General features: G+C 34.8%; 23 protein-coding genes and 1 riboswitch. Of the genes, 3 read left to right on the top strand and 20 right to left on the bottom strand.

Annotated features, from left to right (window positions below):
• Positions 1-5: 5 nt before the first annotated feature.
• A complete protein-coding gene (locus HMPREF2660_RS06475) occupies positions 6-554 on the bottom strand; it encodes a ferritin (protein ID WP_070486220.1) in 549 nt (182 codons plus the stop codon).
• 121 nt (positions 555-675) lie between these two features.
• A complete protein-coding gene (locus HMPREF2660_RS06470; protein WP_070486283.1) occupies positions 676-1,350 on the bottom strand; it encodes a TIGR02117 family protein in 675 nt (224 codons plus the stop codon).
• 124 nt (positions 1,351-1,474) lie between these two features.
• Positions 1,475-1,554, top strand: a riboswitch (adenosylcobalamin (AdoCbl) riboswitch).
• Between the two features lie 303 nt (positions 1,555-1,857).
• Between HMPREF2660_RS06470 and HMPREF2660_RS06465 the strand changes: the two genes are divergently transcribed.
• Complete coding sequence (locus HMPREF2660_RS06465; protein WP_041942354.1) at positions 1,858-2,268, top strand: acyl-CoA thioesterase; 411 nt, start codon at positions 1,858-1,860, stop codon at positions 2,266-2,268.
• A gap of 69 nt (positions 2,269-2,337) precedes the next feature.
• On the opposite strand, the gene hemL is transcribed toward HMPREF2660_RS06465, so the two are convergent.
• The 12 genes from hemL to ruvX all read right to left on the bottom strand — a co-directional run bounded on the left by hemL (position 2,338) and on the right by ruvX (position 13,506).
• A complete protein-coding gene (gene hemL, locus HMPREF2660_RS06460; protein WP_070486281.1) occupies positions 2,338-3,618 on the bottom strand; it encodes a glutamate-1-semialdehyde 2,1-aminomutase in 1,281 nt (426 codons plus the stop codon).
• A 77-nt stretch (positions 3,619-3,695) separates the two neighbouring features.
• Complete coding sequence (locus HMPREF2660_RS06455; RefSeq protein ID WP_013598981.1) at positions 3,696-4,850, bottom strand: glucosaminidase domain-containing protein; 1,155 nt, start codon at positions 4,848-4,850, stop codon at positions 3,696-3,698.
• A gap of 11 nt (positions 4,851-4,861) precedes the next feature.
• Complete coding sequence (locus HMPREF2660_RS06450; RefSeq protein ID WP_013598982.1) at positions 4,862-5,761, bottom strand: 1-aminocyclopropane-1-carboxylate deaminase/D-cysteine desulfhydrase; 900 nt, start codon at positions 5,759-5,761, stop codon at positions 4,862-4,864.
• Positions 5,761-6,087 (bottom strand): hypothetical protein, encoded by a 327-nt coding sequence (locus tag HMPREF2660_RS06445; protein WP_070486218.1) that lies wholly within the window; start codon positions 6,085-6,087, stop codon positions 5,761-5,763. Before HMPREF2660_RS06445 ends, HMPREF2660_RS06450 begins: the two co-directional genes overlap by 1 nt.
• Positions 6,088-6,128: 41 nt before the next feature.
• Positions 6,129-6,677 (bottom strand): CvpA family protein, encoded by a 549-nt coding sequence (locus HMPREF2660_RS06440; RefSeq protein WP_083299083.1) that lies wholly within the window; start codon positions 6,675-6,677, stop codon positions 6,129-6,131.
• 9 nt (positions 6,678-6,686) lie between these two features.
• The gene (locus HMPREF2660_RS06435) at positions 6,687-7,847 is read right to left on the bottom strand and encodes a cysteine desulfurase family protein (RefSeq protein ID WP_070486214.1); all 1,161 of its coding nucleotides are present in this window, start codon (positions 7,845-7,847) and stop codon (positions 6,687-6,689) included.
• Positions 7,848-7,904: 57 nt separating this feature from the next.
• Complete coding sequence (locus HMPREF2660_RS06430) at positions 7,905-8,729, bottom strand: DUF4846 domain-containing protein (protein WP_070486212.1); 825 nt, start codon at positions 8,727-8,729, stop codon at positions 7,905-7,907.
• Between the two features lie 47 nt (positions 8,730-8,776).
• A complete protein-coding gene (gene uvrB, locus HMPREF2660_RS06425; RefSeq protein WP_013598987.1) occupies positions 8,777-10,765 on the bottom strand; it encodes an excinuclease ABC subunit UvrB in 1,989 nt (662 codons plus the stop codon).
• Positions 10,766-11,061: 296 nt separating this feature from the next.
• Positions 11,062-11,835 carry a nucleoside triphosphate pyrophosphohydrolase gene (gene mazG / locus HMPREF2660_RS06420; RefSeq protein ID WP_070486209.1) on the bottom strand — a complete coding sequence of 258 codons (774 nt, stop codon included), beginning with the start codon at positions 11,833-11,835 and terminating at the stop codon, positions 11,062-11,064.
• A 6-nt stretch (positions 11,836-11,841) separates the two neighbouring features.
• The gene (locus tag HMPREF2660_RS06415; protein ID WP_013598989.1) at positions 11,842-12,465 is read right to left on the bottom strand and encodes a DUF5606 family protein; all 624 of its coding nucleotides are present in this window, start codon (positions 12,463-12,465) and stop codon (positions 11,842-11,844) included.
• A gap of 21 nt (positions 12,466-12,486) precedes the next feature.
• A complete protein-coding gene (def, locus tag HMPREF2660_RS06410) occupies positions 12,487-13,059 on the bottom strand; it encodes a peptide deformylase (RefSeq protein WP_013598990.1) in 573 nt (190 codons plus the stop codon).
• A gap of 36 nt (positions 13,060-13,095) precedes the next feature.
• A complete protein-coding gene (ruvX, locus tag HMPREF2660_RS06405) occupies positions 13,096-13,506 on the bottom strand; it encodes a Holliday junction resolvase RuvX (RefSeq protein WP_070486206.1) in 411 nt (136 codons plus the stop codon).
• A 97-nt stretch (positions 13,507-13,603) separates the two neighbouring features.
• Here ruvX and HMPREF2660_RS06400 point away from each other — a divergent pair, with 97 nt between their 5' ends.
• Positions 13,604-14,419 carry a 2,3,4,5-tetrahydropyridine-2,6-dicarboxylate N-succinyltransferase gene (locus tag HMPREF2660_RS06400; protein WP_070486204.1) on the top strand — a complete coding sequence of 272 codons (816 nt, stop codon included), beginning with the start codon at positions 13,604-13,606 and terminating at the stop codon, positions 14,417-14,419.
• 305 nt (positions 14,420-14,724) lie between these two features.
• Here HMPREF2660_RS06400 and HMPREF2660_RS06395 read toward each other — a convergent pair whose 3' ends face one another.
• Both HMPREF2660_RS06395 and HMPREF2660_RS06390 read right to left on the bottom strand, forming a co-directional pair.
• Complete coding sequence (locus tag HMPREF2660_RS06395; RefSeq protein WP_013598993.1) at positions 14,725-15,057, bottom strand: DMT family transporter; 333 nt, start codon at positions 15,055-15,057, stop codon at positions 14,725-14,727.
• Between the two features lie 102 nt (positions 15,058-15,159).
• Complete coding sequence (locus HMPREF2660_RS06390) at positions 15,160-16,389, bottom strand: GTP-binding protein (protein ID WP_070486202.1); 1,230 nt, start codon at positions 16,387-16,389, stop codon at positions 15,160-15,162.
• A 144-nt stretch (positions 16,390-16,533) separates the two neighbouring features.
• On the opposite strand from HMPREF2660_RS06390, the gene HMPREF2660_RS06385 reads away from it, so the two are divergent.
• Complete coding sequence (locus tag HMPREF2660_RS06385; protein WP_013598995.1) at positions 16,534-17,766, top strand: metallophosphoesterase; 1,233 nt, start codon at positions 16,534-16,536, stop codon at positions 17,764-17,766.
• Between the two features lie 100 nt (positions 17,767-17,866).
• Here HMPREF2660_RS06385 and HMPREF2660_RS06380 read toward each other — a convergent pair whose 3' ends face one another.
• From HMPREF2660_RS06380 to queA, 4 genes are read right to left on the bottom strand one after another with little or no spacing between them, the layout of a single operon-like run.
• On the bottom strand, positions 17,867-18,799 hold the full coding sequence (locus HMPREF2660_RS06380) for a polyprenyl synthetase family protein (protein ID WP_052295797.1): 933 nt from the start codon (positions 18,797-18,799) through the stop codon (positions 17,867-17,869).
• Between the two features lie 51 nt (positions 18,800-18,850).
• Entirely contained in the window at positions 18,851-19,792 is a 942-nt protein-coding gene (locus HMPREF2660_RS06375) for a hypothetical protein (RefSeq protein WP_070486200.1), read from the bottom strand.
• 12 nt (positions 19,793-19,804) lie between these two features.
• On the bottom strand, positions 19,805-20,851 hold the full coding sequence (gene rlmN / locus HMPREF2660_RS06370; RefSeq protein WP_070486198.1) for a dual-specificity RNA methyltransferase RlmN: 1,047 nt from the start codon (positions 20,849-20,851) through the stop codon (positions 19,805-19,807).
• Positions 20,852-20,859: 8 nt separating this feature from the next.
• Positions 20,860-21,909, bottom strand: a complete 1,050-nt coding sequence (gene queA / locus HMPREF2660_RS06365; protein WP_041942357.1) for a tRNA preQ1(34) S-adenosylmethionine ribosyltransferase-isomerase QueA — start codon at positions 21,907-21,909, stop codon at positions 20,860-20,862.
• Between the last annotated feature and the right edge of the window lie 530 nt (positions 21,910-22,439).

Below are 22,439 nucleotides of genomic sequence, written 5' to 3'. Positions count from 1 at the left end.
TCAGTCTACTCCAAAGGGTTTACATCATCGGCTACTGGAAATTCTTGTCCAGTATTTCTAATAATATTGTTAAGCTCGAATCTTGCAGTATCAGACATTTTGGCTCCACCAGCTAGTTTGACTTTATCGAGTAAATCTAGTGCTAATTTTTCTTCTTCTCTTTGTTCATTCACTAACCATTGCATGAAATTCCATGTAGCCCAATCCTCTTCTTCCATGCTCATTTTCACAATCTTGTAGATGGCAGTTGTATTGTCGATTTCTTGTTGGAGAACGGCTTCAAAACATTCTAAAATATTTTTGGGTTGTGGCTCTGGCTTTTCGATGGCTTCAATAGTTACAGTTCCTCCTCTTTCTTGTATATATTCTATAATTTTTGCCATATGAACTCGTTCTTCTTGCGAATGTTTCATCATAAAATCTTTTATGCCATCTAGCTTTTGTTCATCTGCCCAACAAGCCAACATTAGATACATTTGAGATGAAAAAGCCTCTGTGGTTACTTGATTGTTTAGTGCTTTTTCTATTGTTTTTGATAATCTGTTTGTTTGCATTATTTCTGTATTTTATATGTATTGCTATATCCAAAAGTTGTGCCTTTTAGTGGTTTTTAGAAAGTATTTTCTGAGGTGCTCATGAATAATAACAACTTTGTTTACACTATGAGGAATATTTTTATGGATATTGACTCATTAAACCATCATCAAAAGCAGCCCAAAACGAAGCTTTTAATCCAGCTTTTTTTAGTACGTTATTGGTCCATGTATTACAAGTATAGAAAATACTATATTTACCATTGGCTTCATAGAAAGCATCATCTTCGCCATATTGTGCATTTGTCTCGATGTATATAGGATGATTATTTTGCCAGATTATTGTTTCTTTTATCGAGTTGATAATGGATTGGTATTGTGCATCAGAAACCCATATAGCCCGTGTTAATTCATCTTCTTTCATGTCTTTATAATAAGTAACATGCAATGCAGCTTCACCCAAACCGGTAGCTGCTACAAAAGCTGTTGATGGTTTCAGGTCCTTCCATTCTGGGGTATCTAGGTAAAATCCTTTATCTCCCCATCCAATTCCAACATATTCGAAATGCGTATCTTTTCCTTTTGTATCTGTATAGGGGAATAATTTTGCCCAATTGATTTGAGAAGTTTCTACCGGAAGCACAAAATCTGTATGTACCTTGTTCGATCGAATGAATATTAGTTTTGTGGGCTTATCGGTTTCCTTTGGTAAAACAGTTTTTCTAGAGAGAATATATTCTGTAGCCAAATAAAGGAAAGTAATTCCTGCCAAAAATGCAATAAAAACTAAACCAAAACGATGAAGTTTTCTTATCATAAAAATAATTTTTATAAAAAAATAAAGAAGCATATAGGTCAATATCAATTACATTGCCAAGAATAAGGAAAAATATTCAGGTTTGTTTTGGTACGATGAGAAGATTAATTGTATTTTTGCCCAGCTTAAAATGGAATCAGGTGGGAATCCTGAACTGTCGCGCAACTGTGATGAATTTTTCTTCTAAGTCAGGTCTTTTTTAAGTATTAAATGCTATCGCGATTGAGGCTAAACCTTCATTCATCGAAGCATGATAGGGTGTTAATAATCAATACTATGCAAAAATTTTATATTCGTTTTATTTCTTTTGTTTCTTTTCGGATATCCGTTTGGGATAAAGTTTTTGTAGATTAAATCCTACATAATTCATTAGAAAAAATTAAACATATGATAACCAAAGAAGAATACCTACAAGCAAAAGAATCTTTGCAAGAAGGGAAGATTACGCAAGATGTTTTTTTGTTGATCGAACAAAAGTATGAACAAGATAAGCAACGTAAAAATAAAATAACATCTGAAGAATGGTCAAAAGATGATGCCTTACAAAAGAGAGTAAAAAATGCTGAAACCGTTGTCTACAAAGCTGTTTTCCCTGGAGACACCAATCACCACAACACTATGTTTGGTGGGACAGTCTTAAGTTATATGGATGAAGTAGCTTTCCTTACGGCAACTCGTTTTAGTAGAAAACCTATCGTTACGGTTTCAAGTGATAAAATAAATTTCGAACATTCTATACCGAGTGGTACAATCGTAAAAGTGGTTGGTAAAGTTGCCGAAATAGGGAGGACCAGTATGAAGGTTTTTATAGAAGTTTTTATTGAGAGTATGTATAGAGAAGGCTCTGAGTTGGCCATAACAGGCACCTTTACTTTGGTTGCCATTAACGAAAACAAGCGTCCTGTAGCTATTATATAAGTTAAATTGATAAAGAAAAAAATCGTTCCGGTATTGAAACGATTTTTTTATTGCAACATTTAGTATTTCTTACATAGAAAAAGACCGCACAGCTTCCAGTGTTTTGTCTATCTCTGGTTGCTTTATTGCGTCGGAAATAAACCATGTTTCATACCCAGAAGGTGCAATATAAACCCCGTTTTCTAACATATGATGAAAGAATTTATTGAAGAGGGTATGATTTGCTTTTTGTGCTGTATCAAAATCATTTACTTTGTGTTCTGCAAAGAAAACAGACATCATAGAGCCTAATTGGTTTACCTGATGAGCAATGCCTTTTTCGGTAAGAATTGCTTTTATTTCTTTGGTTAATGTTTCGGTTGCAAGATCGATTCGTTTATACAAATCCAAATCATCTTTCAGAAGGTTGAGTGTCGTAAAACCAGCGCGCATTGCAATTGGATTTCCACTCAAGGTTCCGGCCTGATAGACTGGGCCATTGGGTGCAAGAAAGTCCATAATTTCTTTGCGTGCAGCGAAAGCTCCTACCGGAAATCCACCTCCAATTACTTTACCAAAAGTAACAATATCTGCATCAATCCCTAATCTTTTTTGTGCTCCAGCAATGTCAAGACGGAAACCTGTCATTACTTCGTCAAAAATCAATAAAGTTTTATTTTTTTCGCACAAAGATTTCAGTCCTTTTAAGAATTCTGGATCGGGTAGAATACAGCCCATATTGCCTGCAACTGGCTCGATGATAATAGCAGCAATGTGGTCTTTATTTTCCTCGAATATTTGTTCTACTGATGCCAAGTTGTTGTACTTTGCTAATAAGGTGTCTTTGGCTGTTCCTTGTGTAACACCTGGTGAATTCGGATTGCCAAAAGTTATTGCTCCGGAACCAGCTTTGATGAGAAAAGAATCCGAATGCCCATGATAACAACCCTCAAATTTGATGATTTTATCTCGGTTGGTATAGCCTCTTGCTAAACGAATCGCAGACATACACGCTTCTGTACCAGAATTTACCATTCTGATTTGGTCTATATTCGGAACTAAACTAATAATCAATCGAGCGATTTCGGTTTCTAGCTCTGTTGGTGTCCCAAAAGAAAAACCAGATTTCAATTGCTCTGTTGTAGCGGCAAGAACTTTTGGGTGTGTATGCCCCAAAATCATTGGTCCCCACGAATTGATATAGTCTATATAACTTCTGTTATCTTCATCGGTGAGATAGGCACCCTTAGCTTTTTTGATGAAGAGAGGTGTTCCACCAACCGATTTAAAAGCCCTTACAGGAGAGTTTACTCCACCCGGGATATAATTTTGTGCTTCTTTGAATAAAGCGCTACTTCTTTGATAAATCATATGTATATTTTTTGTAAACAAATTTCGTGAATATAAAGCATAAAAAAAACCTCCCAAAAAAAAGGAAGGTTGGTCGTCTATGCTTTAATTCTTTTTTTCAGACTTAGCATTTGTCCTGCTTTTGGTTGTGTTCCTGGCTCCATGCGATTGATTCTGTAGAGATTGTTTACTTTTATCCCAAATTTCTGAGAAATCGTATACATATCTTCACCTTCTCGCACTTGATAAGTCTCTTGTGTGCCTTTTGTCTTTTTCATACCAAAGAATATTATCTGACCTTCTTGCAGGGTAGATCCTAAGGTAATTTCGTTGTATTGGGCTAATTTAGAAGGTGCAGTATTGTACATTTTCGCCAGCGATCCAAGTGTCTCTCCGTTTTTCACTACAACATATTGTATGTTGTTGGGATGATTTTTCATACGTAAAGAAGGAAGTTCTGGCTGACTATTGAAAATAATATTGCGTTCTCTTTGATTTAATTCTTCTTTTGGTTGAATAGCTGCAGAAGTGTTGTGTTTTTTATCTTTGATCGTATTAGTGTTCGAAGCTAAAATAACCCGAATAGCTTCATCTTCTTTGATTGTCTGCGTTTTTTCTTCTTTTTTATTTTCTTGGGTAATTCTTGTTTTTGTGTTTTTACTGGGATTGCTGTTACTGCTAACCCAATAACCTCCCTCAGGAGCATCGAAATGCCCATAAAGACTTACCAATTTTGCATACACATCTTCTTCTTTTATCAAATCAAATTGCTGTAAGTTGTATTGTTCTATTTTAGAAATCAGCATGTTAGGGTATCTCGGATTGGTTGCATATCCTGCTTTTTTCAGACCATATGCCCAGCCTTTGTAGTCGGTAACCGATAAGGTGAAAAGATTTTTATAGTATGGTCGCTCTGCTAAAAATTTCGAATGATCTCGATAACTATCCTCAACCGTTGCATAAGCTCGGAAACATTCTCCTTTTGCGTCATCGTCATGATAAATTTTATCTCCAGTCCATTCAGCCTTGCATTTTATACCAAAATGATTATAGGCTTGATTAGCTAATCTGCTTTGCCCGCCACCAGTTTCTATAAGACCTTGCGAAAGGGTAATACTTGCAGGAATATTATACAAGGCTTGTTCTTTTACCGCTAAGAGCGCATGCTTACGTATATAGTCTATGTCGCGTGTATTTTGTGCGTAAGTAGCAGAAGTAGCCACTAAACCAAAAAAGATTATAAGTTTTTTCATGCGTATATTTTTCATTCGTCAAAATCCAAACCCATCCCTTTGTTGCCTTGCAAGCCTCCTGTGTGGATAGCAAGAATATTTGTACCGGGTAAGAAACAATCATTTTCGATCATAGAAAATAATCCAAATAGCATTTTTCCTGTGTACACCAAATCTAAAGGAATGTTTGTTTGTTGGTACAACGTTTTTACAAATTTAATTAATTCTTCCGAAATTTTTGCGTATCCATTAAAATGAAAATCATTAATTAACTCATAATTAGTAGATAACGTATATTTTTTGATTTCATTGTGCAAAAAGTGAGCGTTTTTTAGTGCTGGAAATCCTAAAGCTATTTGATTGTTATTCAGTGTTTTGATGATTCCGCTGATTGTTCCGGCTGTCCCGACAGGGCAGCATATATATTGAAAATCTCGCATACGCTCGTCGATTATTTCTTCACAGCCTTTTACAGCGAATGAGTTGGTGCCGCCTTCAGGTATTATATACACTTTACCAAATTCTTGTTGCAACTCTTCTAGAAAAGACTGAGATGTTTTATTGCGGTAAGTGGTGCGATCTATAAATTTCAAGCTCATACCATTTTCTTGGGCTAGCTGCAAAGTAGGGTTTAGTTCTTTTTTCCTAGCCAATTCGTCGCCTCGTATAATCCCGATGGTTTCAAAGCCAAACTCGGCTCCTGCAGCCGAAGTTGCAGCAATATGATTAGAGAATGCTCCTCCAAAAGTTAATATTTTTTTTATACCTAAGCGATTTGCTTCTAATAGGTTATATTTTAGTTTTCGATACTTGTTCCCCGAAATGGTAGGATGCAAAGTATCTTCTCGTAGGATGGATAAATGTATGTTTTTATATGATAAAAGCGAGAGGTTGATGGTATGTATTTCGGCTTTTTGTTCGGGCCAATGCATTATAAGTATTTTATAAAAGAATAAAATTTTCTTGTCTTTAGATAGTCTAAATTATCATCATTTTCATAAGCTTCTCTTTCGAAAGAGATCGTTCTGTATGCTTCAGATGCATTTCGTGTGATGCATAATCGGATTGTAAATTCTGCTAAATACCACACGAAAAAAATAAACCAAAGTAATTCTACTTGTTGCACAAGATGAATTGTCTCATGGTTCATGGTGCGTAGATTGTTTTTTGTTTTCGCTTCTCGTACAATGATAAATGGGAAAATAGCCATCGCAACGACATTTTTGTTGAGAAAATATTTTGATACGATTGTCCACATATATACTTTACTTTCTTGAGAAATATTGTTTTAGGATGGTGTTATCTCTTTTTTATGCTAGGATGGTCGATGATTTCTTTGTTTTTTGATATGTTTTCTAAACTATCTTTGTGATCAGACCAAAGAATTTTTATATGTTCGCTTGCTTGTGTTAACGGTTCTAATAAGAGACTATTTTTTTTGATTTCTGGAAAAAATATGCTTCCAATCGGACTTACAATATGCATAAACGATGAGCTTATCATAAGGCAAATAACTACTCCTAAAACCGCGCCAGCAAGTCGATTGACAAATCCCAAACCAATCGTCTGTATAGATTTTTGCACCAATGTAGATACTATTCTTATGGTGAGAAGAATTAGGGCAAAAGTAAGTAATATTGCTAATAAAGAAATGAAACTTTCGGAAATCCAATCAACAGATTGCAAGAAAATTTCCATCCCGTGATAGGCTTTTAGGCTAATAAAAAGTGCTATAAAAAAACCAAAAAAACCCACCAATTGAGCTATAAAACCTCTCGAATAACCTCGAATAGCTCCTATCACTAAAAACAATCCTAAAAGGAGGTCTAAGATATTGATTTGATTCAACTTATATTTTTAAGCTTCTACATTGAGATGTTTTTCGGCAATAGATTTTAATTTTTTCACTAAAATATCAATGTCATCTTTGGTATTGAAATGGCTAAATGAAACCCGAAGTGGCGTGAAATTTTGTAATTCATCTTCACTGTAAATTGCAGACATTACGCTCGAAGCTGTTGCTGCACCGGAACTACACGCACTCCCTTGAGAAACAGCGATCCCAGCCAACTCAAGCTCGAAACCGATTAACGAATCTTGAAAAGGCAACTTAAGACTCAAAACAGTATAAAGACTTTCATCCAAATCATCACTCAAACCATTGAACTCGATAGTAGGAATTTCTTTTTTCAGTTCGTCCATTGCATATGCTTTCAGATCTTTGATCTTTTTTTGATATTGATCCATGTTTTCTACGCACAATTCCAGCGCTTTTGCCAAACCTACTATACCATATACATTTTCGGTTCCCGAACGCATATTTCTCTCTTGTCCGCCACCGGTGATTAGAGGTTTTATATGCGTAGACTTTTTGGCATATAAAAATCCACTACCTTTTGGACCATGAATTTTATGTGCTGAACACGATGCAAAGTCTATTCCTAAAGCTTCGAAATCTAATGGATAGTGACCAACGGTCTGGACGGTGTCTGTATGAAAAAGAGCATTGTTTTCTTGGCATAATTTGCTGATAAGCTCAATATTTAGAAGATTCCCTATTTCATTATTAGCATGCATCAACGAGACCAAGGTTTTTTTAGATTGATCTGTAATTAACTCCGAAAACTGATTGTAATCTATACGAGCTTTTTCATCTAGATTAAGTCGTATAACTTCTACTTTTAGGGTAGATTCTAATTCTTTTATGGTTTCTTGCACGCACTTATGCTCGATAGAAGTTGTAATAATTCTCTCGACACCCAAATCTTTTACACAAGAACGGATTACGGTATTATTGGATTCTGTTCCCGAAGAAGTAAAGTATATTTCGGCTGGACTTACATTGATAAAAGAAGCAATTTTCTTTCGCGACAATTCGAGTAATGCTTTTGCTTCTCTACCAAAAATGTGGGTTGAAGATGGGTTTCCGTAAACATTTTTCATGGCATGAACCATTTCCTCTATAACAGCTGGGTCTAATTGCGTAGTGGCTGCATTGTCCAAATATACTTTTTGCATTGTCTTATTTTTTGTGTTTTTGCAAATTTATAAAAATATAAGGATAATTCGTCGGATTTAACGATTTTCATCAAAACGAACCAGATCTGTACTCATAAAACGCCATTCAGGTGTAAGAATTACTCCTTTTTTTATTTCGAACCAAGGAGAAATATCTGGATTTTCGGTATTGTTAATTATATGTATTTCTTGCGAAGGATAATAACTCTGTGCCAATAGTACAACACGTTCACCCTTCATGTTTTCTGCCATATCGAGTACCATTACAGCATGGCTTTTTGTGCCGCTGTTTTGATAGAAAATATCTCCTATATGTATATCTTTTAACGCTACCGAAGAGGTGTAGTTGGATAGAGAAGAGGGAGATAAATTATCATACGCATAATCTAGATAAGATAAAAAAACAGAGTAATCTTTAGTATTACTATAAGAGTTGAAGTTAGGAATTGATTTTTCTTCTCGATCAAAGCGTATTCGATTGTATTTTTTGGTTTGATAAAAGTATTCATTTCTCAAACGAAAAACAGCATTGCTGTAAACTTGTTTGTTTTTATTAGAAATAGGAAGGTTGAGAACAGCCGAATATAGGTTAGTGTTTTCTTTAATACTCCCGTCGAAGTTTTTCACATTTGTGCCATGGGGTTTGATGGTTAGATTTCTAAGAAAATTAGAAAACTCGTGTTCATCTATCACACGAACATACCCATTAGGAGTTTCTATACGCTTATACAGAACACCTGCATTCTTATTAATGTGTGCAAATTCTGACGTTATATTTTTATTCGATGGATTCAAAAAATTCTCGAACGAAAATTCATTCAGAGTGGTACATCCTATATTCAAAAGGGAAATAGCGCTGATATATACAAAAATCTTCTTCATTTATCAAGTAGATTATTTTATCAAATTTCATGCCGATGTGATTTTTTTTACATTTTTAAAGCATTTATTTGATCTCGTAACGAAGCTGCTTGTATAAAATCTAAGTTTTTAGCAGCTTTTTCCATAGCTTTTGTTAATTTTTCTATCTGTTGTTGTTTCTCTTCCGATGTGTATAGTTCTGTATTTTCAGCAGCTTCGGCTATTAAATGTTTTTGTTCATAAGGGTTAAGTTCGAAACTTTCTGCTTGTTTATTAAGGGATATAATTTTTTTGTGTAATGGCTGAGGAGTTTTTCCGTGTTCGATATTGTATTGATGTTGGATTTCTCGCCTTCTATTTGTTTCGTCGATAGTTTGTTGCATACTATCTGTGATTTTGTCTGCATACATTATTGCTAAACCATTGACGTTTCTTGCAGCACGACCAACTGTTTGGGTAAGTGAACGATTGCTACGCAAAAAACCTTCTTTATCAGCATCTAAAATTGCAACTAAAGAAACTTCTGGTAAGTCGAGACCTTCTCTTAGAAGGTTTACACCAACTAAAACATCAAAAAGTCCTGCGCGTAGATCAGCCATAATTTTCACCCGCTCTAAGGTATCTATATCAGAATGGATATAATTGGTTCGTATACCATATTTTACTAAAAATTTAGTCAACTCTTCTGCCATTCTTTTGGTTAATGTTGTGACTAAAACACGTTCATCTAGATCAACTCTTTTCTGGATTTCTTCCATCAAATCATCCATCTGGTTTTGTGATGGGCGTACTTCTATAATGGGATCCAACAATCCAGTAGGGCGAATAACTTGCTCTACTACAACGCCTTCTGATTTTTCCAACTCATATTTTGCCGGAGTTGCAGAAACGTAAATTACTTGGTTTTGTAACGATTCAAACTCTTCAAACTTTAAGGGTCTATTGTCCATAGCTGCCGGAAGACGAAAGCCGTATTCTACCAAATTTTCTTTTCTCGATCGGTCACCACCATACATCGCATGAACTTGAGAAACGGTTACATGCGACTCATCAATTACCATTAGATAATCATCTGGGAAATAATCGAGTAAACAGAATGGGCGAGTGCCAGGTTCACGACCGTCTAAATAACGAGAATAATTTTCAATACCCGAACAGTAACCTAGTTCTTTTATCATTTCTAAATCAAACTCAGTTCTTTCTTTCAGGCGTTTAGCTTCTAATGTTTTGCCAATTTCTATAAAATAATCGACTTGTTTTCCTAGATCCAACTGAATGTTGTGTATTGCATCGTTTAGGGTTTCCTTCGACGTTACAAATAAATTGGCAGGATATATATTTATTTTTTCTAGTTTGGTAATTGTTTTGCCTGTTTCAATATCAAAAATAGAAATCTCTTCTACTTCATCACCAAAATAACTTAGGCGAATACCATCATCTGCATACGCTGGGTAAATATCTATAGTATCTCCTTTTATTCGAAAATTTCCACGCAGAAATGCTCCTTCGGTTCTTGAGTACAACGATTGTACCAGTTTGTGCAACAAATGTGTTCTGGATATGATTTGTCCTTGTTCTATAGATATCACGTTTTTATGAAATTCGGTTGGATTCCCGATTCCATACAAACAAGAGACAGAAGCAACTACCAAAATGTCGCGTCGACCAGATAATAGAGAAGAAGTTGTGCTAAGACGTAATTTTTCTATCTCTTCGTTGATCGATAAGTCTTTTTCTATGTAGGTACCCGAAGAGGGTAAATAGGCCTCTGGCTGATAATAATCGTAGTAAGAAACAAAATATTCTATAGCATTGTCGGGAAAAAATTCTTTGAACTCCATATACAATTGTGCCGCCAATGTCTTGTTGTGGGCAAGCACCAAGGTTGGTCGTTGAATTTCTGTAACTACATTGGCAATGGTAAATGTTTTCCCAGATCCGGTAACTCCTAAAAGTGTTTGATATTTGTCACCATCGAGAACACCTTGGGCTAATTTTTTTATGGCTTGAGGTTGGTCTCCTGTTGGCTCAAAAGTCGATTTAATTTCGAATTGCATTGTACAAAATTACGAAGTTTTATAAAAAATAAAAAGGCGACTTATAAAGTCACCTTTTCATCAAAACCACAAAAAAATGAGAAAACTGTTTACTTTTACTTAAACAAACTTTCTGCTAATTAGACAAACAAATTGCTTGTGCTAAAGAGTTTACAAATATAGGAAGTTTATGTTGACAGATTATGATAAATTCTATAATATTTATCTTTGTTGTGTATAGGAGTTGTCTATGTTTTTACGTAAATAATTGGTTTATATCGCTTTATGATAAAAAACTAGTGTGGATGGTGTGTAAATTACACCAATAGTTTTTTTGCTTCGTTCCAAAGAGTATCAAGTGTCGAAAGATCTATTTCACCTAGAACTAGGTTATTTTGCTCTGCTAATTCTTCGAGCTTCTGGAATCGTAGAATAAACTTTTGATTTGTTTTGCTTAGCGCTTCATCTGGATTAATCCCAACAAAACGAGCATAATTTATCATCGAAAATAATAAATCACCAAATTCTTCTTCCTTTAATTGGGGATTTTGTTCGGCTTCATATTCATTTATTTCTTCTTTTATTTTGTCCCAAACTTGTTGTGCATTTTCGAATTCGAAGCCAATTCCTTTTACTTTTTCTTGTATCCGATTAGCTTTTATCAGGGCTGGCAAAGAGGTAGGAATGCCAGAAAGTACAGATGTATTGCCTTCTTTCAGTTTTAGTTTTTCCCAATTTTCGATTACTTCTTCTTGCGTTTCGACTTTTAAGTTTCCGTAAATGTGTGGGTGTCGGAATATCAATTTTTTGGTAAGTTGTTGAAGTACATCTGTAATATCAAAATCATTGGTTTCAGATGCAATTTTAGCATAAAAAACTAGGTGAAGCATAACATCACCTAGTTCTTTTTTTATTTCTTGTAAGTCTTGTGAGAGGATCGCATCAGATAATTCGTACACTTCTTCTATTGTCAATGTACGTAAACTTTCCATGGTTTGTTTACGATCCCAAGGACATTTTTCGCGCAATTCATCCATTACATCTAATAGGTGACCGAAAGCTTCTAGTTGCTTTTTGCGCTGTGTTTTCATGCTTGCTTACTCTTTGTCTTTTTTAGTTGTTTTTTTGGCTGCAGGTTTTTTTTCTGCTTTGTCTTCTTTTTTTGCCTCAGAAGCTTTTTTTGCTGTTGTATTTTTTTTTGCAGCAGTTTTCTTATCAGCTTTTTTTTCTTCCTCTTTCTGTTTTTCTTTGGTCTCTTCTACTTGAGGAGTTTCGCCTTTTTCTGCAGCTTCTGCTTGTGCTTTATGCTCGGCTATTGCTTTCTCTACAGCTTCTACATCGATGTTTAATAAACCTTTCGATTGTAATAAATTATACCATTGGAAAAGTTTTTTCAAATCAGAATCATATACGCGTTCTGCATCATATTCTGGTAAAACTTCTTCCATATAGGCGCGTAATTTGGCTCCAGATTCTTTGTGATTAATCGCTTGTCCTCCGTTTTCTTTTTTGTAGATTCTGAAGAAAACTTCTGCTAAAGGATGTTCTTGTGAAACACCATATATTGCAACATTATCCAATAAACTAACATTGTAGTTGGCTGCAATGTTCATTTTCTTTCCTTTTTCTAAATCTTCTACAACGAAACCACTACGGGTTTGAGAAATTAATTTGTATAAACCTGGTTTTCCTGAAATAGCTATAACTCTTGATAAATCCATATTATGTTATGTTTTAGGGCTCTATGAAGGGAATTTCATTTTATAATGTACAGAAATGTTCCCTTTTGATATGTTTTTTAATTTGTTACTAATTAATTTTTTTTTGAAACTCGAAAGATAATCAATAAATAACTTTCCATCCAAATGATCATATTCATGCTGAATAACTCTTGCCGGTAAACCTGTAAAACTTTCGGTATGTTCTACAAAATTCTCATCCAGGTAAGTAAGCGTAATGCCATCTGGTCGAGTGACATCTTCGTGGATGTTGGGAATACTTAGACAACCTTCTGTAAATTTCCAATCGTCACCAAAGGTTTCGATTTTTTTTGGATTTATGAAAATTTTTTTAAAATTTTCTAAGGTTTCTTTTTCTTCATCATTGTCTTCATCTTCAGCAAACGGCCGACAATCCACCACAAACATACGTATACTCTTCCCAATCTGAGGCGCTGCTAATCCCACACCATTCGAATCGTACATCGTATCGAACATATTCTCGATTAATTCTGTTAAATGAGGATAATCTTGCTCGATTAGCGCTGTCTTTTTACGTAATATTGGGTCGCCATAGGCGATAATAGGTAAAACCATGTTGTTGATCTATGAAATTTGGGCAAAGATACAATCTTATTTTTTTGATAAAAATGATTGAAGAATAATTGTTGCACTAATTTTATCCAGTGAACCTTTTGATTGGCGGTCTTTCTTTTTCATCCCACCACTGATTTGCGTTTGTAAGGCCATTTTACTCGTAAACATTTCGTTTTCGCGATAAATGGGTATTTGAGGGTATGATTGTTTGAATTTTAGAATGAATTTCTGTATTTCGTTTTCGATAGGATTCATTTCACCCGAAAATTTCATAGGTAAACCAATCACCAATTCCGATACTTTTTCTTTCGCAAAATAGGTCTCAAAAAAATTGAATAATTCTTTTGTTTCTATTGTATCTACTGGTGTAGCAATAATTTGCAATTCATCTGTCACAGCAATTCCGGTTCTTTTTTCACCAAAATCCAACGCCATTATTCTTCCCATAATCTTGTATAAAAACACAAAGTTATTTCATCAGAAGTAGAATACCTAAGAAACAGCTTATATTTGTATGAAAGTTTATTATAAATAAAAAAATAACATGGAAAATCTGCAAATACTTATAGAACAGGCTTGGAAAAACAAGGATTTGTTACAAAAAAAAGAATACCAAGATGCTATCCGCCAAGTTGTCGAACTTCTAGATCAAGGTACACTTCGTGTTGCCGAGCCAGCAAATGACGCATGGTTGGTGAACGAATGGGTGAAAAAAGCAGTGGTAATGTATTTCCCAATACAAACGATGGAAACACAGGAGGTAGGTATTTTCGAATATCACGACAAAATTCCTCTAAAAAAAGACTATGCTTCAAAAGGTATTCGTGTTGTCCCAAATGCTGTAGCAAGACATGGCGCATATATTTCTTCTGGTGTAATACTAATGCCTTCTTACGTTAACATTGGTGCATATGTAGACGAGGGAACTATGGTCGATACATGGGCTACTGTAGGGTCTTGTGCGCAAATTGGTAAAAATGTTCATTTATCGGGTGGTGTTGGTATTGGTGGTGTTCTAGAGCCGTTACAAGCAGCACCTGTTATCATAGAAGATGGTGCATTTATCGGGTCTCGCTGTATCGTTGTAGAAGGTGTGCGAGTAGGAAAAGAAGCTGTTTTAGGAGCCAATGTAGTGTTGACAGCTTCTACAAAAATTATAGACGTTACAGGAGATGAACCGAAAGAAATAAAAGGTTATGTGCCAGAACGATCAGTTGTAATCCCGGGGTCTTATACCAAGAAGTTCGTTGCAGGAGAATATCAAGTTCCTTGTGCGCTGATTATTGGTCAAAGAAAATCATCAACCGATCTTAAAACATCTCTAAACAATGCTTTAAGAGATTTCCAAGTAGCGGTTTAGTATCGGGATATTTTTTTTCTTGATTAAAGTGTTAGGAAAAATAGCAATCGATTCGTTTGCATTATGGTATAATAAAGAGCGTTTAGTTTACTAAACGCTCTTTATTAATACTACTATCGAAATGAAATAATTCAATAAAAATGAAATAATTCAATAAATATGTATAAACTATCTCGAAATAGATTTTTCTTTATAGAAAATTCGGCACTTGAGTAGAATTGTATTTATTTTTTTTATGTGAAAGGATGATAAATATTTAAGTGCTTTCTAGAAAATACATTAGTATGTTTTGTGCTGGATAAATGTTAATTACTTGAAACATATTTCAACCCGACGATTGAGGCAATAAGGGTGAAAATGAAAAAAATTCTCCAGAAATTAGTAGGCTCCTTGAAAAAAAATATTCCAACCAAAACGGTACCAACAGCACCAATCCCCGTCCATACTGCATATGCAGTGCCTAAAGGCAGTTGTTGGGTTGCTTTAACCAATAACGTCATGCTGATAAGCAAAAATATGCAAAACGCTGAATACCATAAATATTCATTGGCTTTGCTTGTCGCTTCTTTTGCTTTTCCTAAACTAAAAGTAAAACCTACTTCGCATAATCCTGCTATAATCAATATGATCCAATTCATTTTTGTATATACCTAGTTATTTCTATTTCGTGCTAATGGGTTTAGCATTGCACATTGTTGTTTGTTAATGATTATTATGGTAGGAGGTGTGAAAAACAAGATTTAAAAATTTTTTCTTTTCCATTCATCAATTTCTTCTACGGTTAATTGGCAAGCTTTTAAACTATCTTCAATAGCCTTCTGATCCATATCAAAACCAATAAAAACTAATTCTATAATCCGATCGCCCCATTCAGGTGACCATTTCTCTTGAATCATTTTTCTATTTTCTTGATAAGCGGCATATTGCACTCGCTCTTCTTCTGGTATAGCACTCCACCACGTTCCTGCTGCGTCGATCCGTATACTTCTGCCGGCTTGACTAAGAAAAATTGCATCGTCTGGTCGATTGGCAAGCCAAAATAAACCTTTGCTTCTATAAATACTAGAAGGATAGTTATCATTAAGAAATGTTAAGAACCGTTCTGCATGAAACGGAATTTGTGATCGATAAACAAACGAATGTATTTGATATTTTTTTTCTAGATGGGATGGATGATTACAATGAACGTCCATACATTCGTGCTCGTGTGTGTGGGGTAATTGAGTTTCCTGCTCTTCGAGTGCTTTTACCCAAGCGTCCATGTTTTGTGTTTCTTCGAAATTGAATCGTTTTGTATTAAGGATAGATTGAACATCTATTCTACTAAATGTTGCAGGTAGGATGGTTGCGGTTGGATTTAATTTTTTGATTAAACCTTCGATTCTTAGCAATTCCATTTCCGAAACCAAGTCCATTTTATTAAGAACGATAACATTAGCAAACTCTATCTGATCCAATAATAGGTTAACAATCGGGCGTTGATCATCTTGGTTATCCGTTAATCCTCGATCAAAAACAACATCATCTGTACCAAAATTTCTAAAAAAATTAAAAGCATCTACAACAGTGACCAATGTATCTAAGCGAACTTGCGCATTGAGGTTTATACTCCCATCTGGGCTAGCATAATCGAGCGATTGTGCAATCGGAGCCGGATCAGAAATGCCAGAAGATTCAATTATCAAATAATCATATCTTTTTTCTTTTACCAATTTATCAATCGCCACAATGAGGTCTTCTTGTAACTCGCAACAAACACATCCGTTTGATAATTCTATCAATTTATCTTCGGTCTGTAATAGAGAAGAGTTTTGTGAAATCATTTTAGCATCTATATTTATTTCGCCCATATCGTTTACGATAAGTGCAATCTTCAGGCCTTCTTGGTTGTGGAGAATGTTATTAAGCAAGGTGGTTTTGCCGCTTCCTAGAAAACCAGACAAAACAGTGACAGGTAATCTCGAGTCCATTTTTTGGGGATTGTTTTATGAGGCAAAGGTAGGGAGTTTCTTGACATTTTTATTTTCTAGAGATTGATAAAATATTGTTAACAACAACAGGAATACAAGTTTTCGGAATTTTTTTTATAATTTTGACGACCAAGAATTATAAATTTGTTACAAAGACTTATTCCTTTCCTTTTTATTGCTGCACTAATAGAATTTTACACCTATCGAGCTTTTAGTTTAGCTTTTACCAATAAAAAAGTAAGATTTGCATATTGGCTAACAACTATAATAGCATGGTCGGTAATAGTATACGAGTTGATTACCCTAAAAATAGATGATGGTCAAACTTTCGGCTTTCAATTAATGGTCGGCCTATTTGTGTTGATGTATATACCAAAATTCTTGATTTTTATTTTGATTTTTGGTAACGATGTTTTGAGTTTTTCGGGTCGAGTGCTAAGACGCTTTTTACAACCAAAAAACACAACTCCTTATTTACCCGCACGTAAAACATTCATTGCACAGTCGGCTTTGGCTTTGGCTGCTATTCCTTTTTGGGCAGTAATTCATGGAGTAACGATAGGGAAATTTAACTTCAAAAAACATTTTCATCGTTTAATTTTTGATGATCTTCCCGAGAGTTTTGATGGTTTTAGGATTTTACAAATTTCAGACATTCATACTGGAAGTATACTTGCAAGAGATATGGAAAAAATAGAAGCTGCCGTGAAAATGATCAATGAACAACGGGCAGATTTAATAGTATATACAGGAGACTTGGTGAATAATTTTGCAGAAGAAACTGTACCATGGATAGATGTTTTGAAAAAAATAAATCGGGCTCCGTATGGTAATTTTGCAGTTATGGGAAATCATGATTATGGAGAATATACACGTTGGAACTCTGAGGAAGCTAAGCAACAAAACGTAAAGGATATTCAAGAAGCATACAGAAAAATTGGTTTTCAATTGCTACTTAATGAACATGTAACAATAGCAAAAGAAAAAGATAAAATTCAGTTAATCGGTGTAGAAAATTGGGGGAGTAGATTTATACAAAAGGCTGATATACCCAAAGCTACAAAAGGAGTTCATCCTGCGGATTTTAAAATTTTTCTCACCCACGATCCATCTCATTGGGATATGAAAATCAAAGAGCATCCACTCAATTTTCAGTTAACTTTTTCGGGGCACACTCACGGGATGCAAATGGGTATAGAGGTGCCTAATTTAGGAGTGAAATGGTCGCCTTCTCAATATATTTACAAACAATGGGCAGGTTTATATGAGCATCAAAAAAGATTTATTTATGTAAATCGAGGTTTTGGTTATCATTTTTTCCCAGGTAGGATAGGAATTTTACCAGAGATTACAGTTGTAGAATTAAAAAAAGCTTAGCTAGTAATAATTTTTTTTTTATTTCGATAAGAAAGAAATTTAAGCTGATTATCCTTCTATATATTTAATAAAAAGTTGAGAAAAGTAGAGTTTTATTGATTTAGTATTCTCTTTCCATCACATACTGTACCATCAACTCTAAGGCATCCCGACATTCGTTTTGGGGAAATTCGTGTAGAATAGCAATTGCTTCATTTGCATATTGGTACATCATTTTCTTGGTGTATTCTATTCCGCCATTTTGTTTTACAAATTCGATTACTTCTCGCACACGTTTCTTGTTGTTGTTATGTTTTTTTACCGACTGAATCAACCATTTTTTGTTTTCTTTTGTGGTTGTATTCAAGGTGTAAATCAGAGGAAGTGTCATTTTTTGCTCCTTGATATCAATCCCGACGGGTTTACCTATTAAGTTCGACTGTGTATAATCAAATAGATCATCTTTTATCTGAAAAGCAATGCCTACTAATTCTCCAAATTTATGCAAACGTTCTGCGACCATATTGTCCGAGCTTACCGAAAGTGCACCAGCTTTACAACAAGCAGCAATCAATGTTGCAGTTTTCATCCGAATTATCTCGAAATAAACTTCTTCGGTAATATCGAGTTTTCGTGCTTTTTCTATTTGTAATAGTTCGCCCTCGGATATTTCTTTTATTGCAACAGAAACGGTTTCTAGAAGGTCAAAATCTTTGTTTTGTGTAGAAATAATTAGAGTTTTCGATAGGAAGTAATCCCCAACCAAAACTGCAATTTTGTTTTTCCATAGTGCATTGAGAGAAAAGAAACCGCGACGCATATGGCTGTCGTCAACAACGTCATCGTGTACTAAAGTTGCGGTGTGTATTAGCTCGATAAATGATGCAGCACGATAGGTTTTTTCGTTCACTTCACCTAGCATTTTCGCTATAAGAAAAACAAACATAGGTCGCATTTGCTTCCCTTTTCGGCGTACGATATAATAGGTAATTCGGTCTAATAATGAAACGTTACTTTTCATCGACTCGAAGAATTTATCCTCGAAGAGTTTCATTTCGTTGGCAATCGGTGCCTTGATTAAATCGCTTTTTTTACTCAAAACTATTTATTTTATCACTATTTCTGCCGGGAAACAATGCATCTGTTGTTTAGCACTCAGCCCCTTGTAATTTATTTCTTCTCCACTAACACAGATTTCTTTGCGTTGTGGATTTACCGAAACGCCTTCTAATTGTCCCCAATCGACAACAAAGCCCAAAGGTAGGCTAATTATTCTATCTGCAGAAAAGAATTTTTCTGAATTCTCTGGAATAGTAAACCAATTGAGAAATGCTATTCCTTCTTTGGTGTAACCGAGCAAATATACCCCGGCAGTTTCTTGATGTGCACTAATAAAAGCTGCTGTTACCAGGTAATTGATAGGAAAAGTCTCTATTTTCTTTGCAGCTTGTTTTGTGGTGATTTTAGGATCTATGGTGTAATGGGTGGTTTGCAAACTTTCCCATTCTTTGGTGAAAAGATGTAACTTCCCATTGTATGCAAAAAAAGCTTCTAAATCGAAATTATTCGCTCTATTTTTTATTTGGTAAGACGTTTGTTCTGGATAATAAAATGATAGGGTAGTGTAGCTTATTTTCTGAATTTCTTTTTTCGGGTCGATATCTTTTTTTTCTATCATAAAAATAGACAAATTTTGTCTCGACCCTAAATTATTCCCAAAATCACCGATATATAGAAAGTTTTCGTCTTGGGTAATTTCTTCCCAATCGAAATTATCAGCACCTTCAAGAATCAAAGTTTGTACTATTTTACCATTATTCCCGTCGAACAAATAGATTTCATTTTTATTCTGACTGTCATTCAAACCCCAAAAAAGAGGCTGTGTTTCGGTAGAGCGATCGTCAAACTCTAATGCAGAGATTTCTCTCAGCGTATCGGGTAAATTAATACTTCTGATTTTTTCAGTCGCAAGCGATAAGGTATCTACTTTTTGAGCCCAAGTAAAAATACTTATCTGGGCTAAAAGGAAGAAGCAAATTTTCTTCATCTCTGTTTTTCCTTATTTAGTTGTTTTATTGGCTAATTGACCACAGGCGGCATCGATATCTTTTCCTCGACTTCGTCGTACATTAACAATTATTCCGTTTTTTTCCAAGGCATCAATATACGCATTTAGTACTTGTGGGCTTGCTTGCTGATAGGGGCCATCGTCTATCGTATTGTACTCGATTATGTTTACTTTTGATGGTACGCGTTTGCAAAAACGGACTAAGGCGTCAATGTCTTCTTTTTTATCATTGATATCTTTCCAAACAATGTATTCGAAAGTAATTTTACTCTTTGTTGTGTCATACCAATATTGTAAACTTTTCAATAGATCGGTAAGGGGAAATTTCACCGAAAAAGGCATGATTTTGTTTCGTATTTCTTCTCGTGCCGAATGTAAAGAAACTGCTAATCCGATCTTTAAATCTTCATCGGCTAATTTTTCTATCATTTTCGGTATTCCCGAGGTGGAAAGAGTAATTCGTCTTGGAGACATTCCCAGCCCTTCGGGTAAAGTAATCTTCTTAATCGCTTCTACAACTTCGGTATAATTGAGTAAAGGTTCGCCCATTCCCATAAAAACTATATTGCTCAGTGGTCGATCGAAATATTCTCTACTTTCGCGATCGATAATTACCACTTGGTCAACAATTTCTGCTGCGGTAAGATTACGCATTCTCTTTAGTTGGGCTGTAGCACAAAATGTACAGTCTAAGCTACAACCAACTTGAGAAGAAATACAAGCAGTGGTACGGGTTTCGGTAGGAATTAGCACAGATTCTACTACATTGCCGTCGTGTAATTTTACGGCATTTTTAATGGTTCCGTCGTTACTCTTTTGTAGAAAGTCTACTTCCACCGGTTGAATACGAAAAGCTGCGTCTAGATTTTCACGTAGGCTTTTAGAAAGATTTGTCATGTCATTAAAGTCATGTGCATTCTTTTTCCATAACCATTCGTATACTTGTTTACCACGAAAGGCTTTTTCTCCAATCGATTGGAAATAGACTTCCAAATCCTGTTGAGATAATTTTCGGATATCTTTTTTGGTAGGATTCACTAATTTGCTTATAAAATTAACATGGCATCACCGTACGAATAAAACTTATAACCTTCTTTTATTGCTTCGTCATAGGCTTTCATGATTAATTCGTGTCCAGCAAAAGCTGAAATCATCATTAATAAAGTCGATTTTGGCGTATGGAAATTGGTTACCATACAATTAGCAATACTAAAATCGTACGGAGGATAAATAAATTTATTTGTCCAGCCATTAAATGCATTGAGGTGTCCGTCGGCAGAAACAGAACTTTCTATAGATCTCATAGATGTAGTCCCGATAGCACAAACTCTTTTCTTTGCATCGATAGCTTTATTTACTAAATCGGCAGATTCTTGCGGAATAATCACTTGCTCTGACTCCATTTTATGTTTCGATAAATCTTCAACCTCTACCGGCATAAAAGTCCCTAAACCAATATGTAAAGTTACTTCTGCAAAATCTACTCCTTTGATTTCTAAACGTTTTAGTAGGTGTTTAGAAAAATGCAAGCCTGCTGTGGGTGCAGCTACTGCCCCTTCTTCTTTTGCATAAATGGTTTGGTAGCGCTCAGCATCTTCTTCATCAGCATCGCGTTTTATATATTTTGGTAGAGGAGTATCGCCAATTTCTTTTAGTTTGATTCTAAACTCTTCATAAGAACCATCAAAAAGAAAACGCAAAGTTCTTCCTCGAGAAGTTGTATTGTCTACTACTTCTGCAACTAGTGTATCATCTTCGTCAAAAAATAACTTATTACCGATACGGATCTTTCTTGCAGGATCTACTAATACATCCCATAAACGAGTTTCAGGATCTAACTCACGCAATAAAAAAACTTCAATTTTTGCACCAGTTTTTTCTTTGTTTCCCATTAGACGTGCAGGAAATACTTTGGTGTTGTTACGAATCATAACATCGCCTTCGTCAAAATATTCAATTAAATCCTTAAATAATCTATGCTCAATTTTTCCTGTATCTCGATGAATGACCATTAGCCGTGCCTCATCACGGTGTTCAGACGGGCGTTCTGCTAATAACTCATCCGGAAGTTTAAAGTCGAAATCAGACGTTTTCATTTTCATAACCAAAAATTTTTACAAATATACAACTTCCGATATGCCTTTGTCAAGTATTTCGATTCCTTCGTAGGTTTTTTCTATTCCTAATAAGTCAGAGAAAAAAAATGTTTTTTGTAATTGATTTGATTTAACATAATATTGTCAATGTGTGGATACTTGTTTTGATTAATATAAATATTTTTAAGTACATTAATAAAATAGAGGGATATACGTGAATATATAAAATTTTTAACACTAGGATAAAAAATAAAATAAAAAATTAGAATAAAATAATAGGTGTGTAGAAGTGTTATTGATATAATGATACAATGTGTAATTTAAAAAAAAATACTAGAATAACACTAGTTTATTAAAAAGTGAAAGTACTTTATATTAAATTAAAATTAAAAAACAGATAAAAAATCCTCTATGGATAACGAGTAGAGAATATTTAATGAAGCACAGTAAAATGCAATAGGTAGTAGAGCTTAATATTAATAGCTTTGGGAGTGAAAATAAACAAAACCTCAAGCAACACATTATTTTTG

Source organism: Weeksella sp. HMSC059D05, from assembly GCF_001809725.1.
Lineage (GTDB): Bacteria > Bacteroidota > Bacteroidia > Flavobacteriales > Weeksellaceae > Weeksella > Weeksella virosa.
The sequence above is the reverse complement of the archived record's forward strand: the minus strand, read 5'-3'. Positions and strand labels throughout refer to the sequence as shown.

Coding starts and splice junctions, on each gene's coding strand:
- ruvX (WP_070486206.1), bottom strand. CDS start 13,506: ATGGGAAGAATAATGGCGTTGGATTTTGGTGAAAAAAGAACCGGAATT.
- queA (WP_041942357.1), bottom strand. CDS start 21,909: ATGAAAACGTCTGATTTCGACTTTAAACTTCCGGATGAGTTATTAGCA.
- HMPREF2660_RS06470 (WP_070486283.1), bottom strand. CDS start 1,350: ATGATAAGAAAACTTCATCGTTTTGGTTTAGTTTTTATTGCATTTTTG.
- HMPREF2660_RS06375 (WP_070486200.1), bottom strand. CDS start 19,792: ATGAAGAAAATTTGCTTCTTCCTTTTAGCCCAGATAAGTATTTTTACT.
- HMPREF2660_RS06415 (WP_013598989.1), bottom strand. CDS start 12,465: ATGGATTTATCAAGAGTTATAGCTATTTCAGGAAAACCAGGTTTATAC.
- HMPREF2660_RS06435 (WP_070486214.1), bottom strand. CDS start 7,847: ATGCAAAAAGTATATTTGGACAATGCAGCCACTACGCAATTAGACCCA.
- mazG (WP_070486209.1), bottom strand. CDS start 11,835: ATGAAAACACAGCGCAAAAAGCAACTAGAAGCTTTCGGTCACCTATTA.
- HMPREF2660_RS06450 (WP_013598982.1), bottom strand. CDS start 5,761: ATGCATTGGCCCGAACAAAAAGCCGAAATACATACCATCAACCTCTCG.
- hemL (WP_070486281.1), bottom strand. CDS start 3,618: ATGATTTATCAAAGAAGTAGCGCTTTATTCAAAGAAGCACAAAATTAT.
- def (WP_013598990.1), bottom strand. CDS start 13,059: ATGGTTTTACCTATTATCGCCTATGGCGACCCAATATTACGTAAAAAG.
- HMPREF2660_RS06395 (WP_013598993.1), bottom strand. CDS start 15,057: ATGAATTGGATCATATTGATTATAGCAGGATTATGCGAAGTAGGTTTT.
- HMPREF2660_RS06380 (WP_052295797.1), bottom strand. CDS start 18,799: ATGAAACTCTTCGAGGATAAATTCTTCGAGTCGATGAAAAGTAACGTT.
- HMPREF2660_RS06390 (WP_070486202.1), bottom strand. CDS start 16,389: ATGGACTCGAGATTACCTGTCACTGTTTTGTCTGGTTTTCTAGGAAGC.
- HMPREF2660_RS06445 (WP_070486218.1), bottom strand. CDS start 6,087: ATGTGGACAATCGTATCAAAATATTTTCTCAACAAAAATGTCGTTGCG.
- HMPREF2660_RS06455 (WP_013598981.1), bottom strand. CDS start 4,850: ATGAAAAAACTTATAATCTTTTTTGGTTTAGTGGCTACTTCTGCTACT.
- HMPREF2660_RS06400 (WP_070486204.1), top strand. CDS start 13,604: ATGGAAAATCTGCAAATACTTATAGAACAGGCTTGGAAAAACAAGGAT.
- HMPREF2660_RS06430 (WP_070486212.1), bottom strand. CDS start 8,729: ATGAAGAAGATTTTTGTATATATCAGCGCTATTTCCCTTTTGAATATA.
- uvrB (WP_013598987.1), bottom strand. CDS start 10,765: ATGCAATTCGAAATTAAATCGACTTTTGAGCCAACAGGAGACCAACCT.
- HMPREF2660_RS06475 (WP_070486220.1), bottom strand. CDS start 554: ATGCAAACAAACAGATTATCAAAAACAATAGAAAAAGCACTAAACAAT.